We start from the raw sequence: 16,471 nt of genomic DNA, 5'->3' as shown, positions 1-16,471 counted from the left end.
CCAGATCAAATCACTCATGGCAATGCCTCCCTGCATCGCCATTGAATCAACCAATCGTAGCCTATGCAATCAATTTAATAGGTCCTGACCATAGGGAATACGGCTATGAGTGGCATCCACGATTTCATTGAAAACGAAGTGAAGACGAACGACGTCGTCCTGTTCATGAAGGGCACGCCGGAATTCCCGCAGTGTGGGTTCTCCGGTCAGGTCGTGCAGATCCTCGACTACGTGGGCGTGGGCTACAAGGGCATCAACGTGCTGGCCGACGCCGACATCCGTCAGGGCATCAAGGACTATTCCAACTGGCCGACCATCCCGCAGCTTTACGTGAAGGGTGAGTTCATCGGCGGTTGCGACATCGTGCGCGAGATGTTCCAGTCGGGCGAATTGCAGTCGCATCTGCAGGAACAGGGTATTTCGATCAAGGGCGCTGCCTGACGCTTAACGGTCTTCCCGAAGACCCCAAGCTTTTCAAAGGCGCCGCATCCAGCGGCGCCTTATCTCTTTCATGGAATATAGTGATTATGTCTGGACTTTCCCCTGAATCGGCCCAGCGCCTCAAAGGCATGGGCAAGATGGAATTCATTGCGCTCATGGCGCTCCTGATGGCGCTCAATGCACTTGCCATCGACATCATGCTGCCCGGCCTGCAGGAAATCGGCGCCAGCCTCGGCGTCGAGAACGAGAACCACCGGCAATATGTCATTTCCGCCTATCTGATCGGCTTCGCCTTCGCACAGTTGCTCTACGGACCGATCTCCGACCGGTTCGGCCGGCGCATCCCCATGTTCGTCGGCCTTGGCATCTATGTCGTCTCGTCGCTCGCCGCGATCCTCGTGCCGAGCTTTGCCGCGCTTCTTGCGCTGCGCTTCATCCAGGGCATCGGTTCGGCCGCCATGCGCGTCATCACCATCTCGATCGTCCGCGACATTTTCGGCGGCCGCGCGATGGCGGAAGTCATGTCGCTGATCATGATGGTCTTCATGGTCGTTCCGGTTCTGGCGCCGGGCACGGGCCAGGTCGTCATGCTGTTCGGCGACTGGCACCTCATCTTCGTCTTCATGGCGGTCATGGCCGCCATAATCTGGGCCTGGATGTATTTCCGCCTGCCGGAAACCCTGCATCCCGAAGACGTGCGGCCCTTCACGGTCCGCTCGATCCTCGGCGGCTTCCGCATCGTCCTGACGGACCGCGTGGCGCTTTGCTACACGCTCGCCAGCACCTTCATCTTCGGCGCGCTGTTCGGCTTCATCAACTCGGCGCAGCAGATCTATGTCGGCATCTACGGCCTCGGCGTCTGGTTCCCGGTCGCCTTTGCCGGCGTCGCCGCCTTCATGGCGCTGTCGTCCTTCGTCAACGCCCGGCTCGTCGGCAAGTTCGGCATGCGGCGCCTGTCGCATGGCGCGCTGCTGGGCTTCCTCGGCGTCAACGCGCTGTGGCTGCTCTTGACGCTCGTCTGGATGCCGCACCTGCCCTTCCCGACCTTCATCGTGCTCTTCGCGCTGTCGATGTTCCAGTTCGGCTGGATCGGCTCGAACTTCAACTCGCTCGCCATGGAGCCGCTCGGCCACGTCGCCGGCACGGCCTCCTCGGTGCTCGGCTTCATGGGCACGGCCGGCGGCACGATCCTCGGCGCCCTCATCGGCCAGGCCTTCAACGGCACGGCCCTGCCGCTGGTCATGGGCTTCTTCGTGCTGTCGATCATCGGCCTGATCTTCGTCTTGATCGCCGAGCGCGGAAAGCTGTTCCAGCCGCATAACAAGCCGGTTTGAGGAGGGCCATACCCCTCCCTCCGGCAAGGCGCGCGAGAGAAAGCCACCTTTCGGGCGCCTCAAGCCAAAGGGAAAGCCGGCAAAACTCGCTATCGTCGCCATGCGAGAACACGGAGCGGCGGTGCTTGACGTCTAACCGCCTTGCTTTTTCGTTGCGAGCAGATCGAGGATGACTGCCGCGCCGGTCTCGCCGGGCAGGCGGGTGGTCTGCATGCGCGCATGCACGAGGTCGTAGCCTTCCAGCATGGCGCTGCGCTGCGCGGTGTCGGTCGAAAGCCGCTCGAACCAGCGGGTCAGGCTGCCGGGGCGCACCATGTCGTTCAGGTATTCCGGCACGACGGCATAGTCGGCGATGATGTTGGGGATCGCCGCCGTCCAGATCTTCACCTTGCCGAGGAAGAGGTTGGCGAGCCAGTCGAAACGATAGGTCGAGACGACGGGCACGCGGGCAAGCGCCAGTTCGAGGATGACGGTGCCGGATGCCGCGATCGCCGCATCGGCATCGATGAAGGCCTGCCATTTCTGCGCGGTGGACACGGTGATCTGCGGCTTCACCGGCCAGTCGGCCATGAGTTTGCGCACCAGCGCCTCCTGCCGCGGCACGGTGGGCAGGAGGAAGCGCGTGCCGGGGTTTCGTGCGGTGATCTCCTGCACGGCCGCGCCGAAGACCGGCAGCAGGCGGGTGATTTCGGTGCCGCGTGAACCGGGAAGCAGCAGGCAGACGCGCTCGCCGGGCGCTTGCCCGGCGCGGGCAAGGCGCGCGGCGCGGATGTGCTGGATGTCGGGATCGCCGATCAGCCTGTGGCCGACATAGGTCGTCGCCGGGCCGCCGAGCCGCTCCATCACGGCGGGCTCGAAGGGCAGCAGGGCGAGCACATGGTCGACATAGGCCCGCATGCGCGGTGCGCGCTCTTCCTTCCAGGCCCAGACGCTCGGGCAGACATAGTTGACGACCGGCAGGCCTGGCAGCGCCTTGCGCACGCGGCGCGCCACGCGGTGGGTGAAGTCCGGACTGTCGATGATGAGGAGCACGTCCGGCCGTGCGGCGATCAGCGCATCGGCCGTCTGGCGGATGCGGCGGATAAGCGACGGCAGGCGTTTCAGCACCTGCGAGATGCCCATGATGGAGAGTTCGGAGAAATCGAACAGGGATGTGAGCCCCTGCCGCTCCAACGCCTCGCCGCCGACGCCGACCAATGCCACCGGCCCGGCATGGGCGGCCCGCAGCGCCGCGATCAGGTCACCGCCGAGCAGATCGCCGGAAACCTCGCCGGCAACGACGCCGATCGTCAGGGGCCTTTCCGTCATCGTTGCATCTCCGTCCTGTCCGGCACGATGCCCGTCACGAACAGGCCATGGGCATCCGCTTCTGCAACGAGCGCCGCGCGCTCCAGCACCAGCGAGCGCCCCGCTTCCACCGCAATGCCGGCAAGGCCGGCAGCGCGGGCGCGGTGCAGCGTTTCCATGCCGATCGACGGCAGGTCGGCGCGCAGGTCCTGCTCCGGCTTGCAGAGCTTGACGAGAACGCCCTTGCGCCGCGCGGAGATGCGCCCGGCCGCACGCAGGCCCGCCACCCGCTCCAGCATCGCATCCGTGCCCTCCGCCCCCTCCAGCGCCACCACGCGCCCGCCGAGCGCGACGGCGCCCTGCCCCACGTCGAGTCGGCCGAGCGCCAGCGCGGCGGCGGCGGCGGCGGCGATATCGGCCTCAGCCGCCGCATCCGGCGCGACGGCGCCGAGCGGGCCTTCGCTGCCGAGCAGGTCCGGCACGATCTCATGTGCGCCGACGACACGCACCCCTTCGGCCTCGATCAGCCGGATGACCATTTTCAGCACCGCGTCGTCGCCGCCCTTCAGAAGCGTGCGGATAATGGAGGGAACGGCGGCAAGGGCCTTCAGCGGCGCATGGATGTCCCGCCATTCCGGCCGGCGCCGGACGGAACCCGACAGCACGGCGCGGCCGATGCCCTTCGCGCGGAAGGCGGCGCCGATGCCGGCATAGTCGCCGATGGAGGTGACCTGATGGTCGAAGCCGGACCAGTCCGGACCGGATTCGTCGCGCAGCGCCAGGATGTAGGGATCCTCGCCATGCGCGCGGGCCGCATCCGCGACGTAGCGCGGCAGGAGGCCGCCGCCGGCGATGATGGCCAGCCGGTCGCGCACGAGGGGCCGGCCGTCCGCCATGCCGCTCAGCCCTTGCCGCGGTTCGGGGACGAGAGCGCGCGGTCGCTTTCGGCCGCGATGAAATCGAGGATGTGCATGACGGGCACGCTGTCCGCATAATCCGCACGGATCGCGGCCGCATTGGCGCGGATAGAGCCCTCGCCGTCGAAGATCTGCTTGAAGGCGCGACGCACCGCGTGGATCGTCGCTTTCTCCATGCCGGCGCGGCTCATGCCCACGACATTGAGGCCGCCGAGGATGCCCGGATTGCCGTTCAGCATGCCATAGGGGATGACATCGTAGGAAACCGCCGAAAGCCCGCCGATGAAGGCCTGCCGGCCGATGCGGGTGAACTGGTGCACCGCCGAACCGCCGCCGAGGATCACCCGGTCCTCGACGGTCACATGGCCGGCGAGCATCACATTGTTCGACAGGATGATGTGGTTGCCGAGCTGGCAATCGTGCGCGACATGCGAATTGGCGAGGAACAGGTTGTTGCTGCCGACGACGGTCCTGCCGCCGCCTTCGGTCGTGCCGGTGTTCATCGTCACGCCTTCGCGGATGACGCACATCTCGCCGACGGAAAGCGTCGTCTCGGCGCCGTCGTGATGCACGCTCTGCGGATCGCCGCCAATGACGGCATTGGCGAAGATGCGCGTGCCGCGGCCGATATCGGTACGGCCGGTGACCACCACATGCGTCAGAAGCTCCACGCCCTCGCCGAGAACGACCTTGGGCCCGACATGGCAGAAGGGTCCCACGACGACGTTCTCACCGATGACCGCCCCGTCCTCGATGACGGAGAGCGGGTGGATCTTCGCGCTGGCGGCAATCATGATCAGGCGTCTTCCTTCTTGACGATCATCGCGCCGATATCAGCTTCCGCGACGAGTTGCCCATCAACTTTTGCATCGCAGTGAAACTTCCAGATATTGCCGCGCTGCTTCTGCTTGACGACATGGAACTCGACGCGGTCACCGGGCACGACCGGCTTGCGGAAGCGGGCATTGTCGATCGTCATGAAATAGACGAGGTTGGAGCCGCTGCGCGTCTTGCGGGCGCAGATCGCGCCGGCCGTCTGCGCCATGCCCTCGATGAGCAGCACGCCCGGCATGATCGGGTGGTCGGGGAAATGGCCCATGAACTGCGGCTCGTTGACCGTGACGTTCTTGATGCCGACGGCCGAATCGTCGCCGTCGATGTCGATGATCTTGTCGACGAGCAGGAATGGATAGCGATGAGGAAGCAGCGTCAGGATTTCACGCAGATCAGCCACGCCGAGCGTCGCCTTGGTCTCTTCACTCATCGTTGCCCCCCTTTTTCTGGACTCGAGTGCTGGAACGCATGGCGATCTCCGCCATGTCGCGCAGGAAATCGCGCATCGGGCGGGCGGGGATGCCGCCGTATTTCTCGCCCGGTGGAATATCGGCGACGACACCGCTCATGGCAGCAATCTGCACGCCGTCGCCAATGGTGATATGACCGTTGATGCCGGCCGCGCCGCCGATCATCACGCCGTCGCCGATGCGCGTGCTGCCGGCGATGCCGACGCCGCTGACGATGCCGCAATGGCGGCCGATGCGCACATTGTGGCCGACCTGCACCTGGTTGTCGATCTTGGTCCCCTCGCCGATGACGGTGTCGTCCATCGTGCCCCGGTCGACCGTCGTGTTCGCGCCGATCTCCACATGGTCCTGGATGATGACGCGGCCGATCTGGACGATCTTGATCATGCCGGGCTTGAGGCCGGGCGCATAGCCGAACCCGTCCTGGCCGATGCGTGCACCGGGATGGATGATGACATTGTTGCCGATCAGCGCGCACTGGATCGTGACGCCCGCGGCGATCGTGCAGTCACGGCCGATGCGCACGCCCGCGCCGATGATCGCGCCCGGGCCGATGCGGCTGCCCTCGCCGATCTCCGCACCCCTGCCGATCACCGCCATGGGTTCGACGGAGACATTGTCTTCGAGACGCGCCTGCGGATCGACATAGGCACCCTGTGCGATTCCGGCCGGCGCCGAGGTCATCGCCTCCGGCCGCATGGCCGAGGGGTGCAGCATTTCCCCGGCACGGGCAAAGGCGGTGTGCGGGCGGGCCGAAATCAGAACGGCGATCTTCGGCGGAACGAGCGAAGCCAGAGCCCGGTCGCACAGGATCGCCGTCGCTTCGCTCGTCTCGAGCTCGGCGCGGAATTTTCGGGAGAGGATGTAACAGAGATCGCCGTCCTTCGCCCGGTTCACGGGCGAGACGCTGCGCACGACACGGTCGGCCTGCGCAGGATCGGCGAGTTCCGCCCCAAGCCGTGCGGCAAGGTCACCCAGGCGAATGCCGTCATGGGGCGGAAAAAACCAGTTATGCTCCATAGGCATGACTCCAGAACGTCCGTCTTCTCGCAGTTCTGGACTGCCTACCTCAGAACTGGGTCGCGATGCCGAACTTGAAGCGCTGCACCTCGTCGAAGGATTCCTTCTTGATCGGAACCGCATAGTCGACACGCAGCGGACCGAACGGCGACGCCCAGATGATCGAGGCACCGACCGAAGCGCGCAGGCTCATGTCGTCACCGCGAACCCTGTCGGCCGCCACGGTCTTGACGTCATTGCCGTAAAGCGTGCCGGCATCGACGAAGACAGCACCGCGGAAGCCCGAGTCACGGGCGATGAACGGCAGCGGGAAGGAGGCTTCCGCGGACGCCGTGAAGTAGGTCGTGCCGCCGAGCGAGTCGCGTGTCGAGGTCGCCCGCGGGCCGATACCGGCCGATTCGAAGCCACGCAGGTCGTTCGCCGACAGCGTGAACTGGTCGAAGACCTTCACGTCGTTGCGGCCCCACATGTGACCGCCGCTGACCGCGATCGAGCCGATGACGTCGGCGTCTTCCAGCAGCGTATGGAAGTAACGGGCCTTGCCCGAAATCTTGTAGAAATCCGAATCGCCGCCGAGGCCGGCAAATTCCTGCGTGATCTGGGCGAAGATACCTTCGCGCGGCAGCGTACGGTCGTCGATCGTGTCGTAGGTCAGGCTGTGCGAGATCGAGGAACGAACCCAGGGACCATTGACCACGGCGTGCTGGTACGGCGAGGACAACTCGTCCAGGTCGCCCGAATTGTAGTCGAGCTTGGTGTAGTTGTAGCGCAGCGATGTCGACAGGTCTTCCGTGATCGGAGCCGTCACGCGCAGGGTGAAGCCCTGCGTATCGACGCTGTAGTAATCCTCGCTGTCGTCCTCGTTCTTGAAGACGTCGAAGCCGGCCGCCAGGCGGTAGCCGAGGAAATAAGGCTCGGTGAACGACAGGTTGTAGTCGCGCGAGTTCTCGCCGCCACCGGCAGCAACGCGGATATACTGGCCGCGGCCGAGGAAGTTCTTCTCCTCGATCGAGGCCTCCAGCTTGAAGCCGCCCTTGTTGCCCGTCTCGTAACCGGCGCCGATACCGAACGACCCGGTCGACTGGTCCTGGACGTCGACGACCAGAACCACGCGGTCCGGCGAGCTGCCCGGCGCCGTGGAGATGTTGACGGTCGAGAAGTAGCCGAGCGCCTCGAGGCGGCGCTTGGCGCGCGTGATGACTTCCTGGTTGAAGGCATCGCCTTCACCGATATCGAACTCGCGGCGGATGACGTAGTCGCGCGTGCGGGTGTTGCCGCGGATCTCGATGCGCTCGACATAGGCGCGCTCGCCCTGGTCGACGAGGTAGTCGACGGCGATCGTGCCGTTGCCGAGGTCGCGGTTGCCGCGCGGCGTCACGCGGGCGAACGGATAGCCGTTGGCCGCGACGCGCCTGGAAATCTCGGACATCGTGTCCTGCACGTCGCGGGCGCGGTAGATCTTGCCCGGGCGCGATTCAACGAGGCCCTTCAGTTCGTCCCCGTCGATGCCCTCGACCGTCGATTCGACGTTGATCTCACCGAAATCGTAACGCTGACCTTCCTCGACCGTGAAGGTCACGACATATTCGTTGGACGCTTCGTTGAGGACGGCTTCCGACGAGACGACGCGGAAGTCGGCATAGCCGTTATTGAAGTAGAACTGGCGCAGCGCCTCTTCGTCGGCGCGCAGCTTGTCTTCGCTGTAGACGTCCTTGCGGGTCAGGAACGACAGGAAGTTCGACTTCTTGGTGACGATGACGGCCTGCAGGCGGCTGTTGCTGTAGGCCTGATTGCCGACGAAATTGATCTGCGAGATCTTCGTGCGGTCACCTTCGTCGACGACGAACGCGACGTTCACGCGGCCGTTGCCGAGCGGATAGACCTGCGTCGTGACGGTGGCGTCGGAACGGCCGATCGAGGCATAGGCGTCGCGGATGGCCTGCTTGTCGGCCTCGATGGCGGTTTCGCTGTACGGGCCGAGCGACTGCGAGCGCAGAACGGGCGTGAGCTTCTCGTCCTTGATCTTGCGGTTGCCGTTGATGACGACCTGGTTGATCAACTGGTTTTCATCGACCGTGACGACGAGCGTGCTGCCGGAAACGGAGATCTTCACATCCGAGAAGTAGCCGGTCGCGAAGAGACGGCGCACGGACGCGTCGATATCGGTATTGGAGAAGTTCTTGCCGGGCGTGATGGTGATGTTCGCCTTGACCGTATCGGCGCTCACACGGCTGGCACCACGCACCTGGATGCTACGGATAACGGCCGCTTCCGCGACGGTGGCGGAGACAAGCGTGGCAAAAGAGCCGCCCGTGACAACCATACTGGCCGACAATGCAACGGCCGACACGGCGTTCAAAAAGTTTGAACCAGCTTTCATCTTCACTACTTACCTTCGTTTCAACGTCCCGGCAGGCGCGCGCCCGACTCCGGTCACGTTTGCCGTTTTAACCGCTTTTGCCATACAAGCAAGCGCACGCGTTAATTTCTGTTTACTTCAATTCCAACCGTGGCCCGAAGGCCACTACATCCGTTTCATTACGGTAAACAGAGCGTTAGCGCGACTACCCCAGCGTAAGCGGCCCCCTTTTTTTGATTCCCTGCCGGCAATGCGGCAAACCTCAGCCGAGGAGCATGGAAATGTCGTTCCAGGTCGCGAAAACCATCAGCATGAGCACCAGCGCCATGCCGATGCGGAATGCGATCTCCTGCGCCCCGGGCCCGACAGGCCTGCCCCGGATAGCCTCCACCGCATAGAACATCAGATGGCCGCCATCAAGTACCGGAACCGGCATCAGGTTCAAAAGTCCAATGGAAACAGACAGAACGGCGGCAAGCTGCAGCAGGGCGGCAACACCGAGCGTCGCCATCTGGCCGGAAGCCTGCGCCACGCGGATGGGCCCGCCGAGCTGATCGGCCTTCATGCGCCCCATGACGAGGTTGGACAGATAGTCGAACGTCCCCGTCACGATGTGCCAGCTCTGCAGCGCGCCCTGCCCCACGGCCTCGACCGGACCGTATTCCACGACGCGGAAATTGCCGCTTTCCTGGTTGGTCACGATGCCGATCAGGCCGAGTTCGATCTTGTTGCCGAACTGGTCGGTGATCTCGGTGCGCTTGGGCACCATGGGCAGGTCGAGGTCCTGGCCGTCGCGGCGCACCGTCACCGTGATCGTCAGCTCCGGGCGCACGCTGACATAGCGGCGCACGTCGTCGAAGGTCGCGACCGGGTTGCCATCGAGCGCGACCAGCAGGTCGCCCGGCCGCACGCCCGCCTCCTGCGCGGCGCTGTCCGGCCGCACCTCCGCGACGATCGGATCGGCGATCTGGCGGCCGTAGATGGAGAACATCACGGCGAAGATGGCGATGGCGAGGATGAAATTGGCGATGGGACCGGCGGCGACCGTGACCGCCCGTTTCCAGAGCGCGGCGCCGAGGAAGGTGCGCTTGCGCACATCCTCCGGCAGCGCGGCGACGGCATTGTAGTCCGGAATCGAGGCCGGGTCGTCGTCGCCGAGGAACTTCACATAGCCGCCGAGCGGAATGGCGGAGAGCTTCCAGCGCGTGCCGTGGCGGTCGGTAAAGCCGAGAAGCTCCGGGCCGAACCCGACGGAGAAGGCGGTGATGCCGATGCCGGACCAGCGGCCGGCAAGGTAGTGGCCCATCTCGTGCACGAAGACGATGAGCGTCAGCACGACCAGGAAGGGAAGGATGTAGCCCGTCACGAATCCAACGGAGCCAGCCAGCATGTCCATGAACCCAATCCCCAATGTGTCGCCGCTACGGGCCGAAAAGGAACACGCCGGCCGGCGTGTTGACGGTGCCCGAAACGATCGCATCGCCAAACGCAATGAGGAACGCGGCGAAGCAGGCAAAAACAAGGCCGTCGACCCGGTCCATGACGCCGCCATGTCCCGGAATGAGGCGGCTGGAATCCTTCACGCCGAAACGGCGCTTGATGAAGGATTCGAAAAGGTCGCCGACCTGGCTGAAGACCGACAGAACGAGCGCGATCGCCGGCACCCACAGGCCGTTCAGCGGGAAGAAGATCATGTGTACGAGCGTGCCGGCGATAACCGCCGAAATCGCCCCGCCGATCGCCCCCGACCAAGTCTTTCCCGGCGAGATGGGCGGGGCGAGCTTCGGCCCGCCGATCGCCCGGCCGACGAAATAGGCAAGGATGTCCGTCGCCCAGACGACGGCGAAGATGAACAGCATGGCGGCAAAGCCATGGCCGGTGTCGCCGCGGATGGCGGCGAGCGAGATCGCCGTCAGGCCGGAATAGACGATGCCGCCGGCAAGCCAGCCGCTGCCCTTCAGGGCAAAGGCATAGGCGATGCCGATCAGGGTGGCGCCGATCAGCGCGGGCAGCGCGAGCTCGTCGAAGCCGAAGAGCACCAGCGCCGCCACGAGCACGACCGACAGCCAGCCGAAGGCGTTGGCGCGAAAATCCGTTTCCGGCAGGCGGATGATCGTCGACCACTCGTAGTAGACGAGCAGCGCGATGGCCGAGGCGAGCAGCCGGAAGGCAAGGCCGCCAAGCCAGGTCGCGGCCAGAACGACGGCGGCAAGCACGATGCCGGAGAGGATGCGCAGGCGCAGTTCGCTATGCATCACGACCCCACCGCAAGCGTCTTTGCCGCCTGCAGGCCGCCGAAGCGGCGCTCGCGCATGGCATAGCGCGACAGCGCGGCGACAAAGGTGTCGCGCGAAAAATCGGGCCAGAATTCGGGAATGAACATCAGTTCCGCATAGGCCGCCTGCCAGAGCAGGAAGTTGGACAGCCGTTCCTCGCCGCTGGTGCGGATGATGAGGTCGGGGTCGGGAATGCCCGATGTGTCGAGCGAGGCGCCGATACGGTCCGGGGTGATCTCGGAAGGATCGAGGCGGCCGGCGGCGACATCGGCCGCAAGCCGGCGCATGGCACGGGCGATCTCGTCGCGCGCGCCGTAATTGAAGGCGATGACGAGGGTGATGCCGGTGTTTGCCCGGGTCGTATCCTCGGCCTCCAGCAGCAACGGCAGGATGTCGCTCGAAAGGTTCGACTTGTCGCCGATGACGCGGATGCGCACGTTCTCGCGGTGGAGGATCGCAAGATCGCGCCGGATGAAGGTCTTCAGCAACCCCATCAGGTCGGAGATCTCGCTCTCGGGCCGGCTCCAGTTTTCCGAGGAGAAGGCGAAGAGCGTGAGGTAGGAGACGCCGCATTCGGCGGCCGTGCGCACGGCCTCGCGCACCGCTTCGACACCCTTGCGGTGCCCCATGGCGCGCGGCAGGCCGCGTGCATTCGCCCAGCGTCCGTTGCCATCCATGATGATGGCGACGTGTGCCGGTGCGGTGCTGGGCGAGAGCTGGTTCATGAACGATCCGGAAAGGAGGAACGGAGGCAGGTGGCCGGAGCCCTAGACCTGCATGATTTCCTTTTCCTTCTCGGCAAGCAAGCGATCGACGTCCAAAATCGTCTCGTCCGTCATCTTCTGCACCTTTTCGGACTGGCTGCGGGAGAGGTCCTGCCCGATATCGCCATCCTTTTCGGCTTTCTTGAGGTCGTCCATGCCGTCGCGGCGCACATGGCGGATCGCGACCTTGGCCTTTTCGGCATAGTCATGGGCGACCTTGACGAGCGACTTGCGGCGCTCCTCGTTGAGCTCCGGCAGCGGAATGCGCAGATTCTGGCCGTCGATGATCGGGTTGAGGCCGAGATTGGATTCGCGGATGCCGCGCTCGACGGCGCCGACCATGCCCTTGTCCCAGACGGAGACCGACAGCATGCGGGGCTCGGGAACGGAGATGTTGGCGACCTGGTTCAGCGGCACGCGCGACCCATAGGCCTCGACCTGCACCGGATCGAGCACGTTGGCCGAGGCGCGGCCGGTGCGCAGCGACGCGATGTCGTTCTTGAATGCGGTGATCGCGCCGTCCATGCGACGCTTCAGTTCCTTCAGGTCAATACCTTCACTCATCGGATGCTCCCGTTTTCATAGAGCGGCTGCACGCGCTCCGCGTGCGCGCCTCAAGAATCAGTTGTCGGTTACGATGGTCCCGCGTCCGCCACCGGTCAATATTTCGGCAAAGCCGCCTTTTTCATGGATGGAGAAGACGATGATCGGAATATGGTTTTCACGCGCCAGCGCGACGGCAGCGACGTCCATGACGGCAAGGCCCTTTTCCAGGACTTCGCTGTGGCTCAGGTGGTCGAAACGGGTGGCGGTCGGGTCCTTCTTCGGATCGGCCGAATAGATGCCGTCGACCTGCGTGCCCTTGAAGATCGCCTCGGCGCCCATTTCGGCGGCGCGCAGCGCGGCGGCCGAATCGGTCGTGAAGAACGGGTTGCCCGTGCCGCCGGCGAAGATCACCACACGGCCGAGCGAGAGGTGATGAAGCGTCGCGCGCTGGGAGAAGCTCTCGCAGATCTCCGGCATGGCGATCGCCGAGAGGACGACGGTGTCGATGTCGAGCTTGCGCAGCGAGGTGGCCAGCGCCAGGGCGTTGATGACGGTCGCCAGCATGCCCATGTGGTCGCCGGTGACGCGATCGCCCCCCTTGGAGGCGACAGCGACGCCGCGGAAGATGTTGCCGCCGCCGACGACGACGCCGACCTCCACGCCGAGCGCGCGGGCCTCGGCGATGTCGGAGGCGATGCGGTCGGCGACCGCCACGTCGATGCCGAAGCCCTGCGAGCCCATCAGCGCTTCGCCGGAGGCTTTCAACAGAACACGTTTGTAGATTGGCTTGGCCGTCATGATCGCTCCTGAACTCGTGCGCCTGCTCTCCCGAACCGGCAGCCGGGCGGAACCGGGGGCGGTCCCGCTTGAGGGCAGCCATCGCCGCTTGAGAATTTCGGGGCAGGCATTTCGGCAAGCCGGATACACGAAGGGCGCCGCGTTGTCACGCGGCGCCCCGTTCTTTTCCCTAACGGGATTAAGAAATCAGCCCTTGGCGACGGCTGCGACTTCGGCAGCGAAGTCGGTTTCTTCCTTCTCAACGCCTTCGCCGAGCAGCAGGCGGGCCATGCCGACGACTTCGATCGGCGCGCCGACGGTCTTTTCCGCTTCCTTGACGGCGGCGCCGACCGTGAGGTCGGGGTTCATGACGAAGGCCTGCGACAGCAGGGCGACTTCCTCGAAGAACTTGCGCATGCGGCCTTCGACCATCTTCTCGATGATGGCGTCCGGCTTGCCGGAGGCGCGCGACTGCTCGATGAAGACGTTGCGTTCACGCTCGGCGACGGCAGCGTCGACTTCTTCGGCGCGGATGGCGAGCGGCGCGGTGGCGGCGACGTGCATGGCGACCTGGCGGCCGATGGCGTTCAGGGCTTCCTTGTCGCCGGTCGACTTCAGCGCGACGAGAACGCCGAGCTTGCCGAGACGGTCGGCGGCGGCATTGTGGATGTAGGTCGCGACGACGCCATCCTCGACCGACAGCAGGACCGAGCGGCGCAGGTTCATGTTCTCGCCGATGGTGGCGACGGCGTCCTTGATCGTATCGGTGACCGACTTGCCGGTTGCCGGGTAGGTGGCGGCGCCAACGGCTTCGACGGTGCCATCGGTGGTCAGCGCCACGTCGGCAACGCCGCGAACCATGGACTGGAAGGCATCGTTGCGGGCAACGAAGTCGGTTTCGGAGTTGATCTCGACGACGACGGCCTTGGTGCCGGCGCTGGCGATGCCGATCAGGCCTTCGGCTGCGGTGCGGCCCGACTTCTTGTCGGCCTTGGCGATGCCCTTGGCGCGCAGCCAGTCGATTGCCGCTTCGATGTCGCCGTTGTTTTCCGCCAGCGCCTTCTTGCAGTCCATCATGCCTGCGCCGGACTTTTCGCGCAGTTCCTTCACCAGTGCAGCGGTGATTTCAGCCATTGTGAGCCTCTTGTCGGTTCTTGTTGCGTGTCGCCGGAAAACCTCGGCGAACTCAAGGTTTTGGGAACGAATGTACCCGGAAGTGTGACAGGGTGATGAAGATCACCTCGGACCTGTCGCCGCAAAAGCGATCCTTGGGGATCGTGGCAGACAGGGTCTTCAAACAAGCCGAGGCCAGGGATCGTCTCTCTGGCCTCGGTTGGATAGGAAAGCAGGAACGAAACCTCGCTCCGACCTCGGCCTTACGCTTCGGCTTCGAGAGCCGGCTCGACCGGAACCTCGGCGGACGCGCCGAGGTCACGGCCCGATGCGCCCTGCTGGCGGGCGATGCCGTCGATGGCGGCGCGCGCGATCAGGTCGCAGTAGAGGGCGATGGCGCGCGAGGCGTCGTCGTTGCCGGGGATCGGGAAGTCGATCGGGTCCGGGTCGCAGTTCGAATCGATGATGGCGACGACCGGGATGCCGAGACGCTTGGCTTCCTGGATCGCGATCGATTCCTTGTTGGTGTCGATGATGAACATCAGGTCCGGCGTGCCGCCCATGTCGCGGATACCGCCGAGGGCCTTTTCAAGCTTCTCGCGTTCGCGCTCGAGGTTGAGGCGTTCCTTCTTGGAATAGCCGGAGCCTTCCGAGGACAGGATCTCGTCGAGCTTGCGCAGGCGCTGGATCGAGTTGGAGATGGTCTTCCAGTTCGTCAGCATGCCGCCGAGCCAGCGGGCGTTGACGTAGTACTGGGCCGAACGCTTGGCGGCATCGGCGATGATGTCGGACGCCTGGCGCTTGGTGCCGACGAAGAGCACGCGGCCGCCGCCGGCAACGGTGTCGGACACGACCTGAAGGGCGCGCGACAAGAGCGGAACGGTCTGTGCCAGGTCGATGATGTGAACGTTGTTGCGGTCGCCGAAGATATACGGCTTCATCTTCGGGTTCCAGCGGTGGGTCTGGTGGCCGAAGTGAACGCCGGCTTCCAGGAGCTGGCGCATAGAGAAATCGGGCAATGCCATGCCTTGTCATCCTTTTCCGGTTGAACCTCCGCAAGGCGATCAGCGCTTCCTTCGGAAACGCCACCGGCGGAACCGCCCGGATTTCTCCCGGACAATCCCATGCCTCACGTGTGGAATGGCTGCCCCTTAACCGCAGTTTCCCGGCAAATCAAGGGCAGCGGGGTAAAAAAGTGGGTATGCAGGACATTGCCCTTGGCATTTGCCCGGTAGTCGGCGCCCCTTTTGCGTCTTCAAAGAGGCCACATCGACAACGAACGCCGCCCATCCACTGTCGTCATCCTCGGGCTCGACCCGAGGATCCGTACCTGGCGCCCGCGGCGTGGATGGTCGGGTCAAGCCCGACCATGACGGAGGAGAGGTTGAGCGGACGTCCTTCGCCCACCGCCCTATTTGCATTCCTGCGGCTTGAACATCTCAAGCTTGGCAAGCTTCCCGCTCAGCACGAACTCACCGTAGTCCATGGTGAGGTCACGGGTGATTCCATTCTCGTAGAGCTTGAAGGACATGCGGTAGACCGGCAGCGCGTCGCCTTCGCTCGTATCGTTGTAATAGGCGATCGACACCGGCCAGAACGCTTCCTTGGAGAAGCTGCCGGCCTTGTCGGCATCCGGGTCGCCCGCCTTGGGCATTTCCTTCTTGCCGACGACGGCGGTCGTCATCAGCGTCTTGTCGCCGGCGTCCGAGCCGTCGAAGAGGCGCGCCTCGAAGAAGCGCTCGCCCTTCCTGGCGTGTTCGATGACGTCGAGCATGTGCTCGGTCGGGAAACGGCTTGCGGCAAGCTCCACCTGCTTCGTGTCCGGCGCGGTGAGATCGACGCTGACGCCTTCCTTGTCCTCGCGCGCCGTGCCGCGCACCTCCTTGTCCAGCTTCTCGTCGGTGAAGGAGCGGGTGAGGAAGCGGAAGCTGCCGTTCTTCAGGTCCTCGTAGGTGGTCGTCTGCTGGTCGGTGAGGCGCGTTTCCTCGCCGGTATTGACCTGCGTGACGAAGCGGAAGCTCACCGTGTAGCCGTCGCACGGGCTGCCGTTGAACTCGTAGACCATGCGGCCGTACATGCCGGCGATGCCGGAGCGCTCGGTCGCGTCCTTCAGCTTGAGGTCATAGACGGCGCGGTGCGGCGCAAGCCCGGTCGCCGGCGTGGCAAAGGCGCTCGGAACGCCGCTGCCGGCGAAGCATGCCCCGGCCGTCAGGGCCGCGACAAAGGCTGAACGAAACATCCGTTTCCTCCTGTTGAAGTCGGTCGTGATGTTATATGAACTCTTCCGGCAAAAGCGAGGCAATATCCACGTCTTGCCAACTTCATTTCCACCA

Annotated in this window: 16 protein-coding genes; 2 read left to right on the top strand and 14 right to left on the bottom strand. The window is 64.5% G+C overall.

All coding sequences use genetic code 11. From position 1 onward, the window contains the following. Positions 1 to 105 precede the first annotated feature (105 nt). Positions 106 to 441: a Grx4 family monothiol glutaredoxin gene (gene grxD, locus EV665_RS29200; protein ID WP_064330141.1), complete on the top strand. Its 336-nt coding sequence runs from the start codon at positions 106 to 108 to the stop codon at positions 439 to 441. A 128-nt stretch (positions 442 to 569) separates the two neighbouring features. Then, on the top strand, positions 570 to 1,775 hold the full coding sequence (locus tag EV665_RS29195; RefSeq protein WP_133036832.1) for a multidrug effflux MFS transporter: 1,206 nt from the start codon (positions 570 to 572) through the stop codon (positions 1,773 to 1,775). A 132-nt stretch (positions 1,776 to 1,907) separates the two neighbouring features. On the opposite strand, the gene lpxB is transcribed toward EV665_RS29195, so the two are convergent. From lpxB to EV665_RS29125, 14 genes are all read right to left on the bottom strand, one after another. After that, entirely contained in the window at positions 1,908 to 3,083 is a 1,176-nt protein-coding gene (lpxB, locus tag EV665_RS29190; RefSeq protein ID WP_133036831.1) for a lipid-A-disaccharide synthase, read from the bottom strand. Beyond that, entirely contained in the window at positions 3,080 to 3,958 is an 879-nt protein-coding gene (locus tag EV665_RS29185; protein WP_133036830.1) for an LpxI family protein, read from the bottom strand. The genes lpxB and EV665_RS29185 overlap by 4 nt, the downstream gene beginning before the upstream one ends. Positions 3,959 to 3,963: 5 nt before the next feature. After that, a complete protein-coding gene (gene lpxA, locus EV665_RS29180) occupies positions 3,964 to 4,773 on the bottom strand; it encodes an acyl-ACP--UDP-N-acetylglucosamine O-acyltransferase (protein WP_133036829.1) in 810 nt (269 codons plus the stop codon). 2 nt (positions 4,774 to 4,775) lie between these two features. After that, positions 4,776 to 5,243 (bottom strand): 3-hydroxyacyl-ACP dehydratase FabZ, encoded by a 468-nt coding sequence (fabZ, locus tag EV665_RS29175; RefSeq protein WP_064330146.1) that lies wholly within the window; start codon positions 5,241 to 5,243, stop codon positions 4,776 to 4,778. Further along, complete coding sequence (lpxD, locus tag EV665_RS29170) at positions 5,236 to 6,303, bottom strand: UDP-3-O-(3-hydroxymyristoyl)glucosamine N-acyltransferase (protein ID WP_064330147.1); 1,068 nt, start codon at positions 6,301 to 6,303, stop codon at positions 5,236 to 5,238. The genes fabZ and lpxD overlap by 8 nt, the downstream gene beginning before the upstream one ends. A 49-nt stretch (positions 6,304 to 6,352) precedes the next feature. After that, positions 6,353 to 8,683, bottom strand: a complete 2,331-nt coding sequence (gene bamA, locus EV665_RS29165; protein WP_064330148.1) for an outer membrane protein assembly factor BamA — start codon at positions 8,681 to 8,683, stop codon at positions 6,353 to 6,355. Between the two features lie 241 nt (positions 8,684 to 8,924). Further along, positions 8,925 to 10,058 carry an RIP metalloprotease RseP gene (gene rseP / locus EV665_RS29160; protein ID WP_133036828.1) on the bottom strand — a complete coding sequence of 378 codons (1,134 nt, stop codon included), beginning with the start codon at positions 10,056 to 10,058 and terminating at the stop codon, positions 8,925 to 8,927. A gap of 25 nt (positions 10,059 to 10,083) precedes the next feature. Beyond that, positions 10,084 to 10,917, bottom strand: coding sequence for a phosphatidate cytidylyltransferase (locus EV665_RS29155; protein WP_064330150.1), 834 nt, complete (start codon positions 10,915 to 10,917; stop codon positions 10,084 to 10,086). After that, positions 10,917 to 11,663: an isoprenyl transferase gene (locus EV665_RS29150; protein ID WP_064330151.1), complete on the bottom strand. Its 747-nt coding sequence runs from the start codon at positions 11,661 to 11,663 to the stop codon at positions 10,917 to 10,919. The genes EV665_RS29155 and EV665_RS29150 overlap by 1 nt, the downstream gene beginning before the upstream one ends. A gap of 42 nt (positions 11,664 to 11,705) precedes the next feature. Then, a complete protein-coding gene (gene frr, locus EV665_RS29145; RefSeq protein ID WP_064330152.1) occupies positions 11,706 to 12,266 on the bottom strand; it encodes a ribosome recycling factor in 561 nt (186 codons plus the stop codon). A gap of 57 nt (positions 12,267 to 12,323) precedes the next feature. After that, a complete protein-coding gene (pyrH, locus tag EV665_RS29140; protein ID WP_133036827.1) occupies positions 12,324 to 13,046 on the bottom strand; it encodes a UMP kinase in 723 nt (240 codons plus the stop codon). A 186-nt stretch (positions 13,047 to 13,232) separates the two neighbouring features. Then, positions 13,233 to 14,159, bottom strand: coding sequence for a translation elongation factor Ts (tsf, locus tag EV665_RS29135; RefSeq protein WP_050744016.1), 927 nt, complete (start codon positions 14,157 to 14,159; stop codon positions 13,233 to 13,235). A 242-nt stretch (positions 14,160 to 14,401) separates the two neighbouring features. Then, positions 14,402 to 15,163, bottom strand: coding sequence for a 30S ribosomal protein S2 (gene rpsB, locus EV665_RS29130; RefSeq protein WP_064330154.1), 762 nt, complete (start codon positions 15,161 to 15,163; stop codon positions 14,402 to 14,404). A gap of 386 nt (positions 15,164 to 15,549) precedes the next feature. After that, positions 15,550 to 16,377, bottom strand: a complete 828-nt coding sequence (locus EV665_RS29125; protein WP_064330155.1) for a cell envelope integrity EipB family protein — start codon at positions 16,375 to 16,377, stop codon at positions 15,550 to 15,552. Positions 16,378 to 16,471: the final 94 nt, after the last annotated feature.

The organism is Shinella granuli (assembly GCF_004341885.1).
GTDB classification, from domain to species: Bacteria; Pseudomonadota; Alphaproteobacteria; order Rhizobiales; family Rhizobiaceae; genus Shinella; species Shinella granuli.
The sequence above is the reverse complement of the archived record's forward strand: the minus strand, read 5'-3'. Positions and strand labels throughout refer to the sequence as shown.